Here is a 12,889-nt window from a genome sequence, read left to right on the forward strand (position 1 = left end):
GCGGCCGGTGGGCGGCCCGGTCAGCGGGCGTCGGTGAAGGTCTCCCCCCGCTCGGCCTTGGCGACCAGCAGCGCCGGCGGCGTGAAGCGGTCCCCGTAGCGTTCGGCGAGCTCCCGGGCGCGTGCCACGAACGCCGGCAGCCCGGTCCCTCCCTCGGCGCCGCCGTCGTAGCCGTTGATGTACTGCAGCACGCCGCCGGTCCAGCCGGGGAAGCCGATGCCGAGGATCGAGCCGATGTTGGCGTCCGCCACGGAGGTCAGGACGCCCTCTTCGAGGAGCCGGACGGTGTCCAGCGCCTCGGCGAAGAGCATGCGTTCCTGCATGTCCTCGAACGGGATGCGGTGGCCGGGCCGGGTGAAGTGCTCGCGCAGCCCGGGCCACAGGCCGGTGCGCCCGCCGTCCGCCCCGTACTCGTAGAAGCCGGCGCCGCCGCTGCGGCCGGTGCGGCCGAACTCGTCGACCATGCGGTCGATGACGGCCTCGGCGGGATGTGCGGTCCAGGTGCCGCCGGCCTCCTGCACGGCCCGCTTCGACTCGTTGCGGATCTTGCGCGGGAGGGTGAGGGTCAGCTCGTCCATCAGGGAGAGGACCTTGGCCGGGTAGCCGGCCTGGGCCGCCGCCTGCTCCACGGAGGCGGGCTCGATGCCCTCGCCGACCATGGCGACGCCCTCGTTGATGAAGTGGCCGATGACGCGGGAGGTGAAGAAGCCGCGCGAGTCGTTGACGACGATCGGCGTCTTCCTGATCTGCCGGACCAGGTCGAAGGCGCGGGCCAGCGCCTCGTCGCCGGTGCGCTCGCCCTTGATGATCTCCACCAGCGGCATCTTGTCGACCGGGGAGAAGAAGTGCAGTCCGATGAAGTCGGCCTGGCGCTCGACGCCCTCGGCGAGGGCGGTGATGGGCAGGGTGGAGGTGTTGGAGCACAGCAGGGCGTCGGGGGCGACGATGCTCTCGATCTCCTGGAACACCTTGTGCTTGAGCGCGGTGTCCTCGAACACCGCCTCGATGACCGCGTCGCAGCCCGCGAGGTCCTGCGGGTCGGCGGTGGGGGTGATCCGGGCGAGCAGCGCGTCCGCCTTCTCCCGGCTGGTGCGGCCCTTGGCGACGGCCTTGGCGCACAGCTTCTCGGAGTAGCCCTTGCCCTTGCGCGCGGCGTCCGCCGAGACGTCCTTGAGGACGACGTCGATGCCGGCGCGGGCGCAGGAGTAGGCGATGCCCGCGCCCATCATCCCGGCACCCAGGACGGCCACCTTGCGGACGTGGCGGGGCTCGACGCCCTTGGGGCGGTTGGCGCCGGAGTTGACGGCCTGCAGGTCGAAGAAGAAGGCCTGGATCATGTTCTTCGACGTCTGGCCGGCGGCCAGCTCGACGAAGTAGCGGGCCTCGACGAGCTGCGCGGTCTCGAAGTCGACCTGGGCACTCTCCACGGCCGCGGCGAGGATGCCCCGCGGGGCCGGGTAGGGGGCGCCGTTCGTCTGCTTGCGCAGGGTGGCGGGGAAGGCGGGCAGGTTCGCCGCGAACTTCGGGCTGGCGGGGGTGCCGCCGGGGATCCGGTAGCCCGGCCGGTCCCAGGGCTGCTGCGACTCGGGGTGGTCGTCGATGAAGGCGCGGGCCCGGGCCATCAGCTCCTCGGGGGTGTCCACGACCTCGTGGACCAGGCCGTTGTCGAGGGCGCGCCGCGGGCTGTACTGGGTGCCCTGCAGGAGCACCTTCAGCAGGGCGTCGGCAATGCCCAGCAGGCGTACGGTGCGCACCACGCCGCCGCCTCCGGGGAGCAGACCGAGGGTGACCTCGGGGCAGCCGATCTTGGAGCCGGGGGCGTCCAGGGCGACGCGGTGGTGGCAGGCGAGGGCGATCTCGAAGCCGCCGCCGAGGGCGGCGCCGTTGATCGCGGCGACGACCGGTTTGCCGAGGGTCTCGATGCGGCGCAGGTTCCGCTTGATGGCGAGGCCGCCGTCGTACAGCTGCTGGGCGGTCTCGGGGGTGACGCGGATCAGGTCCCGCAGGTCGCCGCCGGCGAAGAAGGTCTTCTTGGCGGAGGTGAAGATGATGCCGCGGACGGTGTCCTGCTCCGCCTCCAGCCGGGCGGTGACGGCGGCGAGGGAGTCGCGGAAGGCCGCGTTCATGGTGTTCGCGGACTGGTCGGGGTCGTCGAGGACGAGGGTGACGACGCCGGTGCGGTCCTGTTCCCAGCGGATGGTCGTGGGCTGAGTGCTCATCAGAGGTGCTCCGTAGCTCCGTGGTGATCCGTCGGGAAGGGGTCAGACGCGCTCGACGACGGTGGCGATGCCCATGCCGCCGCCCACACACAGGGTGGCGAGGCCGTAGCGCTTGTCCTGGCGCTCCAGTTCGTCGACGAGGGTGCCGAGGATCATCGCGCCGGTGGCGCCGAGCGGGTGGCCGAGGGCGATGGCGCCGCCGTTGACGTTGACCTTGTCCAGGCTGAGGCCCATGTCCTTCACGAAGCGCAGCACGACGGCCGCGAACGCCTCGTTGATCTCGACGAGGTCGATGTCGTCGATGGTCAGGCCGGCCCTGGCCAGCGCCTTGCGGGTGGCCGGGGCGGGCCCGGTGAGCATGATGGTCGGCTCGGAGCCGGAGACGGCGGCGGAGACGATCCGGGCGCGCGGGGTGAGCCCGTGGCGCTCGCCGACCTCCTTGGTGCCGATCGCGACGAGGGAGGCCCCGTCGACGATGCCGGAGGAGTTGCCCGCGTGGTGGACGTGGTCGATCTTCTCCACCCAGTGGTACTGCTGCAGGGCCACGGCGTCGAAGCCGCCGAGTTCGCCGACGTCGGCGAACGACGGCTTCAGCTTGGCCAGGGAGTCCGCGGTGGTGCCGGGGCGCATGTGCTCGTCCCGGTCGAGGACCGTCAGTCCGGTGCGGTCCGTCACGGGCACCACGGAGCGGGCGAAGCGGCCCTCCTTCCAGGCGGTGGCCGCGCGCTCCTGGGACAGCGCCGCGTACTCGTCGACGTCGCGCCGGGAGAAACCCTCGATGGTGGCGATGAGGTCGGCGCCGATGCCCTGGGGGACGAAGTTGACGGCCAGGTTGGTCATCGGGTCGTTGAACCAGGCGCCGCCGTCCGAGGCCATCGGCACCCGGGACATCGACTCGACGCCACCGGCGAGGATCAGGTCCTCCCAGCCGGACCGGATCTTGGCGGCGGCCAGGTTGACGGCCTCCAGGCCCGACGCACAGAAGCGGTTCTCCTGCACGCCCGCCACCGTGTCGGGCAGTCCGGCGGCGATGGCGGCGATCCGTGCGATGTCGGAGCCCTGGTCGCCCACCGGTCCGACGACCCCGAGGACGATGTCGTCGATCGCCGCCGGGTCCAGGCCCGGGAAGCGGTCGCGCAACTCGTGGATGAGGCCGACGACCAGGTCGATGGGCTTGGTGCCGTGCAGGGCGCCGCCGGCCTTGCCGCGCCCGCGCGGGGTGCGGATCGCGTCGTACACATACGCTTCGGTGCTCACGGGTGGCCTTTCACTGAGGGTTTCGGGGCTCGCCGGGAGGCCGGCGGGTGGTGAGGGGTCGAGTGCCCGGGCTGTCCGGGCCGGTGAGGCCGGGTACGTCCCAGTCTCGGGCCACGTCCCGGGTGTCGGCGCCCGGGCGGGCGGGCCCGCGGCGGACGGCCGTGGGGGTCGACGAGAAGCGGGGGGCGGGGGCGGGCTGGGTGATGCCTCCGTGGCCGGTGAAGGTGGAGCGCGCGGCGAGGTGCGGGTGGTGCGGGGCCTCGCGCAGGGTCAGGACGGGTGCCACGCACGCGTCGGAGCCCTCGAAGACGGCCGTCCACTCGTCGCGCGTACGGCTCCGGAAGCGGGCGGCGACGGCGGCGCGCAGTTTCTCCCAGCGGGTGACGTCCGTCCGGGCGCCGTCGAGGTCCGCCAGCCCCAGCAGGCGCAGGAACTCGGCGTAGAACTGGGGCTCCAGGGCTCCGACCGCCATGTAGCGGCCGTCGGAGGTCTCGTAGGTGCCGTAGTAGGGGCAGCCGCCGTCGAGGAGGTTGGCGCCGCGCCGGTCCTGCCAGGCGCCGGCCGAGAGCATGCCGTGGATCATCGCCGACAGATGGGCGGTGCCGTCGACGATGGCCGCGTCGACGACCTGGCCGGTGCCGCTCACGCGCGCGTGGTGGAGCGCCGCGAGGACGCCGACCACCAGGTACAGCGAGCCGCCCGCGTAGTCGCCCAGGAGATTGGCGGGGACGGCCGGGGGACGGCCGGGCTCGCCGATCAGGCCGAGGGTGCCGGTGAGCGCGATGTAGGAGATGTCATGGCCGGCCCGGTCGGCGAGGGGGCCGTCCTGGCCCCAGCCCGTCATCCGGCCGTAGACCAGGCGGGGGTTGCGGGCCCGGCAGTCGTCGGGGCCGACACCGAGGCGCTCGGCGACGCCGGGACGGTAGCCCTCGATCAGGACGTCCGCGCGCGCGGCGAGGTCCAGCACGCGCGCGGGGCCGTCGGGTGCCTTGAGATCGACGATCACGGAGCGCTTGTTGCGGTTGGTCACGTCGTGGGCCGGGTCGACGGCCAGGCCGGGGCCGGCCGGGCGGTCCACGCGGACCACGTCGGCACCGAGGTCGGCCAGCAGCATGGCGGCGAACGGACCGGGGCCGATGCCGGCCAGTTCCACCACCCGTACACCCGTGAGCGGGCCGTGCCCGGGCGTCCCTGCCGTTGCCATCCAGCCCCCTCGCTGTGACACCACCGATGTAACACCAGTGATGTTAAGAACACGTTCCAGTGGGCACAAGGTGTGGGCGAGCAAGCGCTTGGACACCGTACCCGCACCCCAGGGCCCGGTGCCCGCCCTCCCGCGTCGCCGCCTCCCCGTCCACGCTAGCCTCGGCCACCGACAGCGGCACGGGCCGAACGCGGAACGCGCGGGCCGGGTCACCGGGGCGCGCCGGCCGGCAGGACGGGCGGCGCGATGAGCAGGGCTGAAAGTGTCACGAGCAGACTGGGGATGTCATGAGCAGGCCGAACACGGCTGACCGTCCGTACGATCTCGTGCTCTTCGGGGCCACCGGCTTCGTGGGCACGCTCACCGCGGAGTACCTCGCCGCACACGCTCCCGAGGGCCTGCGCTGGGCCGTCGCGGGCCGCAGCACGAGCAGGCTGCGGGAGCTCCGCGACCGGCTGCCCGGCGGTGACCGGGTGGGGGTGCTGCGGGCGGACGTGGCCGACCCGGCGTCGCTGCGCGCCCTCGCCGGGCACGCGCGCGTGGTGGCCACGACGGTCGGCCCGTACGTGACGTACGGCGAGGAACTGGTCGCCGCCTGCGCGGACGCCGGGACGGACTACCTGGACCTCACGGGTGAGCCGGAGTTCGTCGACCTGATGTACGTCCGCCACGACGCACGCGCGCGTGAGACGGGCGCCCGGCTGGTGCACGCGTGCGGCTTCGACTCGGTGCCGCACGACCTGGGCGTGTACTACACGGTGCGGCAGCTCCCCGAGGACGTTCCGGTGACGGTGGACGGCTTCGTGACCGCCGACGCGGCCTTCTCGGGCGGCACGTTCGCCTCCGCGCTGGGCCAGTTCGCGCGCGGCCGGCAGATGGCGGCCGCGGCGCGCGACCGGGCCCGGCACGAGCCGCGCGTGCCGGGCCGGCGGACCGCCGCGCCGCTGGGCGCGCCCCGGTTCGCCCCGGAGGTCGGCGCCTGGGCGCTGCCGCTGCCGACCATCGACCCGCAGGTGGTACGCCGCTCGGCGCGGGCCCTGCCCCGCTACGGCCCGGACTTCCGCTACCGCCACTACGCGGCCGTGCGCCGGCTGCCCGTCGCGCTGGGCGGGGTCGCCGCGGTCGGTGCGCTGGCGGTGGCGGCGCAGGTTCCGCCCGCCCGGCGGCTGCTGTCGGACCGGCTGCGGCCCGGCACGGGGCCGAGCGCCGAGCGGCGAGCGCGCAGCTGGTTCTCGATCCGCTTCGTGGGCGAGGGCGGCGGTCGCCGGGTGTACACCGAGGTCTCCGGCGGCGATCCGGGCTACGACGAGACGGCCAAGATCCTCGCGGAGGCCGCCCTGGCGCTGCTCCTCGACGACCTTCCGCCCACCTCGGGTCAGGTCACCACGGCGGTGGCGATGGGCGACGCGCTCACCGAGCGGCTGGTCCGCGCGGGCATCCGCTTCCGGGTGGCGGCCCGCCGCTGACCCGCCCTCAGCCCGGCCGGGCGGCCAGCGTGCGGATCATCCCGACGACCCGGCCGGGTCCCGCCGGCACGCCGAGCACCGGCGCGGCGTTCACGGCGCGCCCGACGGGCCCGTCGGGGTCGGCGAGGGGCTTGGGGCGCGGTGCGTCGTCAGGCGGCCCGCCCTTCCGGCCGGGCCGGGGGCGGGCGCATCCGTACGGATACTCAGTGGCGGTGCTGGGTCACCGCCCCGGCGACGGCCCGTTCAGCCGCGCTGCTCACTCACCGCCCCGGCGGCGGCCGCCTCCTTCAGCGCCCGTCGGCACAGGGCGTCGGCCCGGCGGGTGGTCTCCGGGAGGCGGTAGGCCGGGGTGAGCGCGAGGACGTGGGCGCAGGCGCCGGCGAGGCTCACCCGGTGGCCGACGGACACGAAGACCGGCTTGACGCCGTCGCGGGTGCGCAGCGCTCGGCCCACCTCCTCGGCGCCGGCGAGGAGCGGGGCGGACGACCCGCGCGGGGTGGCAGGCTCGTCGTACGTGAAGGTGAACGGGTTCTTCGCGACCCCGATCGTGGGCAGGCCGGTGAGCACGCCGAGATGGCTGGCCAGGCCGAAGCGGCGCGGGTGAGCGAGTCCGTAGCCGTCGCACACCACCAGGCCGGGCGGGCAGGGCAGCGCGTCCAGGGCGGCGAGGACGGCGGGGATCTCGCGGAAGGCCAACAGTCCGGGCACGTACGGGAAGGAGATCCGGCCGACGGCCGTGGCCTCGGCCACGACGTCGAGGCTCGCCGCGTCCAGCACGACGGCCGCAGCCGCCACCAGGTCGCGCTCGTCGTCATAGGCGACGTCCACGCCGGTCACCTGGCCGCTTCCCGGCGGCGGACCCGGATCGTCCAGCACCACGCGCGCGCGGAGCCGGTCCTGGACGGCGCGGGCCGCCTCCTCGGTCGTGGGCCAGTCCTCGGGGATGGGTACGGTCGTCATGGTGGCCACGAGACTACGGGCCCGGGAGCGTCCGGCGCGACCACGAGGGGTAGCCTCGTGATCATGTTCGTGCTGGAACTGACCTACACCGCCCCCCTCGACGCCGTGGACGCCGTCCTTCCGGCGCACGTGGCCTGGCTCGACGAGCACTACGCCCACGGGGTCTTCCTGGCGTCCGGGCGCAAGGACCCCCGGGACGGCGGGATCATCCTCGCGGTCGCGGACAGCCGCGCCCGGATCGAGGAGATCACCGCAGCGGACCCCTTCGTCACCGCCGGGGTGTGCTCCTACCGCGTCACGGAGTTCCTCGCGACGAAGACGGTCCCCGAGCTGGCCCGGTTCCGGGAGACGGCGGGCTGACCCCCGATCCCCGCCCGAGTCAGCCCTTCTTCCGGTCCAGCGCGCGCTGCAGCTCGTCCTTGTTCATGTTCGAGCGGCCCTCGACACCGCGCCGGCGGGCCTCGTTGTACAGCTGGTCCTTGGTCGGGCCGTGGGAGCCGACGCGATTGCCCGACCGCTGACCGCCGCGCTTGGCGGACGACATGTCCTGCGTCGAACTGCGGCTGGCGGTCTTCGACTCGCCGGAGCGGGCGCGCTCCTTGTTCACCGTACGGGCCGCGATCTCCTTGGCGCGTCCGGTGCTCTCGCCGCGGTCCTCGGCGCTCTTCTTGATGTGCTCGTACTGGCGTTCCCGCTTGGGACTCGAACCGGCTGGCATGGTCTCACTCCTCTCGCAGTCGGCGTCCGGGTACCCCGTCGGCGGGCCGGCTCTCCTCCGGTGGCCGCGGAACCCCCGGGCCGGCCGGTCGGGGGCGGTCGTGTGCATGAAGGCGGTGACCGAGGTCACTCGATTCCGGTGTTCACTGATCGGCCGGTTCCGACGTCTCTTCCAGTGCCGGCCCTCACCCGACCGGAAGTCCGTCCCGCCGTCCCAAGGGAGCAAGGCGTTGTCCACCGTCATCGAGCAACCCGTAGAGGTCCGTCTGGTCGCCGCCGCGCCACGGATGGCCACCATCCCGGCCACCCTGCACTACGACCGGACCGATCCGTTCGCCGTCCGCATGACCTTCCCGGCCCCGGCCACCCTGGAGGGCGTGGACGTCTGCTGGACATTCGCCCGTGAGCTGCTGGCCGCCGGCCTGACCCGCGCGGAGGGCCACGGCGACGTGCGGGTCAGGCCGTACGGCTACGACCGGACGGTGCTGGAGTTCCACGCCCCGGAGGGCACCGCGATCGTGCACGTGCACTCGGCGGACGTGCGCCGCTTCCTGCGGGCCACCGACGAACTGGTGCCCACCGGGCTGGAGCACCTGCAGCTCGACCTGGACCACGACCTCGCGGAACTGATGCGCGACGCCTGCTGACGGCCCGCCCCGGCAGGCGGCCGGGCTCCGCGCGTCGAAAAACGCGTTGACGCGTGCGCGCGGCCTCCCTACGCTGCGAAGCGTTCCTGTTGCCGCCGATTGGAGAAGGACGTTGCTCGTCTGAGGTCCTGAGACACCGCGTCACACCGGTGAGGTGTGTGCGTAGCGTGCGACCTCGGCGTACGAGCCGTCCTTGTGGAGCGGGATCTTCCGGACCGTGTGTCCTCTCCCCTCCGTTCTGCTCGGTACCGCTTCCGCGACGGTCGCCGCCCCGGTGTCTCGATACGTGTCGCCCTGACCGCACACGCCATCGCGAGGCCCGACTTGTCCCTTTCCCTTTCCTGTACCTCCCTGTCCTTCGCCTGGCCCGACGGCAGCCCCGTCTTCGACGGCCTCGACGTGTCCTTCGGCTCCGGCCGTACCGGGCTCGTCGGCGTCAACGGCTCGGGGAAGTCGACCCTGCTGAAACTGCTCGCCGGGGAACTCGCCCCGTCCGACGGCGTCGTCCGCGCCACCGGTGAGATCGGCTACCTTCCGCAGAACGTCACCCTCGACACGTCCCTGCGGGTCGACGAGGCCCTCGGTATCGACGGCCGACGGGCCGCCCTGCACGCCATCGAGGCGGGCGACGTGTCCCAGGAGCACTATGACGCCGTGGGCGACGACTGGGACGTGGAGGAGCGCGCGCTCGCCACACTCGGCGAACTCGGCCTGGACCACATCGACCTGGACCGCACCACGGGTGAGCTCTCGGGCGGCGAGTCGGTGCTGCTGAGGCTGGCCGCGCTGCTGCTGCGCCGACCGGACGTGCTGCTCCTCGACGAGCCCACCAACAACCTGGACCTGTACGCGCGGCGACGGCTGTACGCGGCGATCGCCGCCTGGCCGGGCGTCCTGGTCGTGGTCAGCCACGACCGTGAACTGCTGGAACTCGTCGACCGGATCGCCGACCTGCGCGCCGGGCGGATCACCTGGTACGGCGGGAACTACTCCGCCTACGAGGAGGCGCTGGCCGGCGAACAGGAGGCGGCCGAGCGGATGGTGCGGGTCGCGGAGAACGACCTGCGCCGGCAGAAGCGCGAACTGGTGGACGCTCAGGTGAAGTTGGCGCGGCGCAAACGGTACGGACAGAAGATGTCCGAGCAGAAGCGCGAGCCGAAGATCGTGATGGGGGCGCGCAAGCGGGCGGCGCAGGAGTCCGCCGGCAAGCACCGCATCCTGCACGAGGAGCGGCTCGCCGAGGCGCGCGAACGGCTCGACGAGGCGGAACAGGCCGTGCGGGACGACGACGAGATCCGCGTCGACCTGCCGTACACGGCCGTACCGCCGGGCCGCGCCGTGCTCACGCTGCGGGACCTCGAACTGGTCCACGGGGCGCGGGTGACCGGCGGGCTCGATGTGCACGGTCCGGAGCGGATCGCGCTGATCGGGCGCAACGGGGCGGGCAAGACGACGCTGCTGCGGACGGTCGCCGGGGAGCTGGCCCCGGTGGCGGGCGAGGCGACGGCGCACGTGCCGCTGCGGTTCCTGCCGCAGCGGCTGGACGTCCTCGACGGTGAGCTGTCCGTCGCCGAGAACGTGGCCCGGTTCGCGCCGGGCGCCACCGACAACCGGATCCGGGCGCGACTGGCCCGCTTCCTGTTCCGGGGCGCCCGCGCCGACCGCAAGGCGGCCACGCTCTCGGGCGGCGAGCGCTTCCGGGCGGCCCTGGCCGCCCTCATGCTCGCCGAGCCCGCTCCCCAGCTGCTGCTGCTGGACGAGCCGACGAACAACCTGGACATGACCAGCGTCCGCCGGCTCACCACCGCGCTGGAGTCCTACGAGGGCGCCCTGATCGTCGCCGGCCACGACCTGCCCTTCCTCCGGTCGATCGGCATCACCCGCTGGCTGCTCCTGGACGGCGAACTCCGGGAGACGACACCGGAGGCGATCGGGTAGCCGGCCCGGGTGCGGGGGCGGCCCCGGCCTGCGGAAGGGCGGGGCCGCGCTGCATCATGGTGGGGACAGTGACACCGATCCGGAGATGCCTCGTGCCCAGCAAGAAGGCCCTGGTCCGCCGTCCCAGCCCGCGTCTCGCCGAAGGGCTGGTCACGCACATCGAGCGGGAGAAGGTCGACGTCGACCTCGCCGTCGAGCAGTGGGAGGCGTACGTGGCGGCGCTACGGACGCACGGGTGGGAGACGGTCGAGGTGGATCCCGCCGACGACTGCCCAGACTCGGTGTTCGTCGAGGACGCCGTCGTGATGTACCGCAACGTGGCCCTCATCGCCCGCCCCGGCGCCGAGTCCCGCCGCGAGGAGACCGCCGCCGTCGAGGAGGCCGTGGCACGCCTGGGCTGCTCGGTGAACTGGGTGTGGGAGCCCGGCACCCTCGACGGCGGCGACGTGCTGAAGGTCGGCGACACGATCTACGTGGGCCGCGGCGGCCGGACGAACGCGGCCGGCGTGCAGCAGCTGCGCGCCGCGTTCGAGCCGCTCGGCGCGCGTGTCGTGGCCGTGCCGGTGAGCAAGGTGCTGCACCTGAAGTCGGCGGTGACCGCGCTGCCGGACGGCACGGTGATCGGGCACATCCCGAAGGTGGACCGCCCGTCGCTGTTCCCGCGTTTCCTGTCCGTGCCGGAGGAGGCGGGCGCCCACGTCGTGCTCCTCGGCGGCCACGAGCTGCTCATGGCGGCGAGCGCGCCGAAGACGGCGGAGCTGCTCACCGATCTCGGCCACGAGGTCGTCACGGTGGACATCAGCGAGTTCGAGAAGCTGGAGGGATGTGTGACGTGCCTCTCGGTGCGACTGCGGGAGCTGTACGCCTGAACGGGTGAGCCGCTCCCCCGCTCGGCCCCGGGACCTGCGGGTTCCAGGGCTGCGCGCTGTCCGGGCCCGGGACCTCGGTGACCTGCGGTTCGTCCCGTTTCGCCCCCGCTGATCAGCGCTCTTTACGCCGCACTTAACCTACGGGTTCGTAACCTACGGATTCGTAGCCTACGATCCCGTAGGTTCCGCGCCCGCTCGCCGGAGCGCCTCGTTCCGTTTCACGTCCCCCTGGAGTTCCCGTGACGATCGCTTCCCCTCACCTCGGCAGCCCCGCCGTCTGGACCGACGCCCGGCTGCTGTACGCACTGGAGGAAGTGGTCGAGCAGGAACTCGACCGGCACCTGAAGGCCGCCAAGGACTGGATGCCGCACGAGTACGTGCCCTGGAGCGACGCACGCAACTTCCCCGGCATCTTCGAGGACGGCGAGGCCTGGGACAAGGAGCAGTCGAAGGTCACCGAGATCGGCCGCACGGCCCTGATCGTGAACCTCCTGACCGAGGACAACCTCCCCAGCTACCACCACGAGATCGCCACCCTGTTCGGCCGCGACGGCGCCTGGGGCACCTGGGTGCACCGCTGGACCGCCGAGGAGGGCCGCCACGGCATCGTCATGCGGGACTACCTGCTCGCCTCACGCGCGGTGGACCCGGACAAGCTGGAGCAGTTCCGCATGGCCCACATGGGCGAGGGCTTCGAGCTGGACCACCGGCACTCGATGCTGCACTCCGTCGCCTACGTGTCGTTCCAGGAACTGGCGACCCGCATCTCGCACCGCAACACCGGCTTCCAGTCCGGCGACCCGGTCTGCGACCGCATGCTCGCCCGCATCGCGGCCGACGAGAACCTGCACATGATCTTCTACCGCAACCTCCTGAAGGCCGCCTTCGAGCTGGCCCCCGACCTCACCATGCAGGCGGTGCGTGACGTGGTCGTGAACTTCCGGATGCCCGGCCACGGCATTCCCGGCTTCGAGCGGGCCGCGGCGCAGATGGCCATCGGCGAGGTCTACAACCTGCGCATCCACCACGACGACGTCCTCCAGCCCGTGCTGCGGTTCCTGAAGGTCATGGACATCGACGGCCTGGGCCCCGAGGGACGCCAGGCCCAGGAGGAACTGGGTCTGTTCATGAACGGGCTGGACGCGGAGGCCGTGAAGTTCGACGAGAAGCTCGCCGCGCGCAAGGCCCGCATGGCGGCCCGCGCCGCGGGCTGACGCGCCGGCCCCGCTGCGCCCGGGCGGTCAGTGCGGCGTGCGCCGGATCCGCAGCCGCTCCTTCTCGGACAGGCCGCCCCACACGCCGAACCGCTCGTCGTTGGCGAGGGCGTACTCCAGGCAGGCCGAACGGATCGGGCACAGGCCGCAGATCTGCTTCGCCTCACGCACCGAGCTGCCGGGCTCCGGGAAGAAGAAGTCCGCCCCGGTCTGCGCGCACAGCGCCTCCCGCTGCCAGGCGAGGTCGGGCGTGGGGATCGTGTCGGTGTACATGGCGGACAGCGTGGCGCGCGGCGAAAAACGTTCGATCAACGCGCGATCAACGCCGCCTCGGCGCGGCGGCCCGGGACCTGCGGACCGCCCCGATGATGCCCGCGCGGGACGGTCCGGCGCACGGC

At 72.9% G+C, this 12,889-nt stretch carries 12 protein-coding genes and 1 pseudogene; 6 read left to right on the top strand and 7 right to left on the bottom strand.

The annotated features are described in order from the left end of the window. Positions 1-20 precede the first annotated feature (20 nt). From AC3ET3_RS26390 to AC3ET3_RS26400, 3 genes are read right to left on the bottom strand one after another with little or no spacing between them, the layout of a single operon-like run. On the bottom strand, positions 21-2,219 hold the full coding sequence (locus tag AC3ET3_RS26390) for a 3-hydroxyacyl-CoA dehydrogenase NAD-binding domain-containing protein (RefSeq protein WP_435613004.1): 2,199 nt from the start codon (positions 2,217-2,219) through the stop codon (positions 21-23). Positions 2,220-2,261: 42 nt separating this feature from the next. Next, positions 2,262-3,476 (bottom strand): acetyl-CoA C-acetyltransferase, encoded by a 1,215-nt coding sequence (locus AC3ET3_RS26395; protein ID WP_432138775.1) that lies wholly within the window; start codon positions 3,474-3,476, stop codon positions 2,262-2,264. Between the two features lie 10 nt (positions 3,477-3,486). Then, a complete protein-coding gene (locus AC3ET3_RS26400; RefSeq protein ID WP_432138776.1) occupies positions 3,487-4,680 on the bottom strand; it encodes a CaiB/BaiF CoA transferase family protein in 1,194 nt (397 codons plus the stop codon). A gap of 287 nt (positions 4,681-4,967) precedes the next feature. On the opposite strand from AC3ET3_RS26400, the gene AC3ET3_RS26405 reads away from it, so the two are divergent. After that, on the top strand, positions 4,968-6,146 hold the full coding sequence (locus tag AC3ET3_RS26405) for a saccharopine dehydrogenase family protein (protein ID WP_435613005.1): 1,179 nt from the start codon (positions 4,968-4,970) through the stop codon (positions 6,144-6,146). Between the two features lie 7 nt (positions 6,147-6,153). Here the strand turns inward: AC3ET3_RS26405 and AC3ET3_RS26410 are convergent. Both AC3ET3_RS26410 and AC3ET3_RS26415 read right to left on the bottom strand, forming a co-directional pair. Next, a pseudogene (locus AC3ET3_RS26410) lies at positions 6,154-6,270 on the bottom strand (morphogenic membrane protein MmpA); the annotation flags it as partial. Between the two features lie 119 nt (positions 6,271-6,389). Continuing rightward, the gene (locus AC3ET3_RS26415; RefSeq protein ID WP_432158484.1) at positions 6,390-7,106 is read right to left on the bottom strand and encodes an endonuclease V; all 717 of its coding nucleotides are present in this window, start codon (positions 7,104-7,106) and stop codon (positions 6,390-6,392) included. Between the two features lie 63 nt (positions 7,107-7,169). Here AC3ET3_RS26415 and AC3ET3_RS26420 point away from each other — a divergent pair, with 63 nt between their 5' ends. Continuing rightward, positions 7,170-7,466, top strand: a complete 297-nt coding sequence (locus AC3ET3_RS26420; protein WP_432158485.1) for a YciI family protein — start codon at positions 7,170-7,172, stop codon at positions 7,464-7,466. Positions 7,467-7,485: 19 nt separating this feature from the next. Here the strand turns inward: AC3ET3_RS26420 and AC3ET3_RS26425 are convergent, their stop codons facing one another. Then, positions 7,486-7,824 carry a plasmid stabilization protein gene (locus AC3ET3_RS26425; RefSeq protein WP_432138780.1) on the bottom strand — a complete coding sequence of 113 codons (339 nt, stop codon included), beginning with the start codon at positions 7,822-7,824 and terminating at the stop codon, positions 7,486-7,488. 229 nt (positions 7,825-8,053) lie between these two features. Between AC3ET3_RS26425 and ssgD the strand changes: the two genes are divergently transcribed. The 4 genes from ssgD to AC3ET3_RS26445 all read left to right on the top strand — a co-directional run bounded on the left by ssgD (position 8,054) and on the right by AC3ET3_RS26445 (position 12,491). Next, the gene (gene ssgD / locus AC3ET3_RS26430; RefSeq protein ID WP_432138781.1) at positions 8,054-8,470 is read left to right on the top strand and encodes a spore wall synthesis regulator SsgD; all 417 of its coding nucleotides are present in this window, start codon (positions 8,054-8,056) and stop codon (positions 8,468-8,470) included. Between the two features lie 324 nt (positions 8,471-8,794). Continuing rightward, a complete protein-coding gene (locus AC3ET3_RS26435; RefSeq protein WP_432158487.1) occupies positions 8,795-10,408 on the top strand; it encodes an ABC-F family ATP-binding cassette domain-containing protein in 1,614 nt (537 codons plus the stop codon). Between the two features lie 92 nt (positions 10,409-10,500). Then, complete coding sequence (gene ddaH / locus AC3ET3_RS26440; RefSeq protein ID WP_432138783.1) at positions 10,501-11,277, top strand: dimethylargininase; 777 nt, start codon at positions 10,501-10,503, stop codon at positions 11,275-11,277. A gap of 239 nt (positions 11,278-11,516) precedes the next feature. Beyond that, on the top strand, positions 11,517-12,491 hold the full coding sequence (locus tag AC3ET3_RS26445) for an acyl-ACP desaturase (protein ID WP_432158488.1): 975 nt from the start codon (positions 11,517-11,519) through the stop codon (positions 12,489-12,491). A 27-nt stretch (positions 12,492-12,518) separates the two neighbouring features. Here AC3ET3_RS26445 and AC3ET3_RS26450 read toward each other — a convergent pair whose 3' ends face one another. Further along, complete coding sequence (locus AC3ET3_RS26450) at positions 12,519-12,764, bottom strand: WhiB family transcriptional regulator (protein ID WP_432138785.1); 246 nt, start codon at positions 12,762-12,764, stop codon at positions 12,519-12,521. Positions 12,765-12,889: the final 125 nt, after the last annotated feature.

Source organism: Streptomyces sp. bgisy159, from assembly GCF_057707805.1.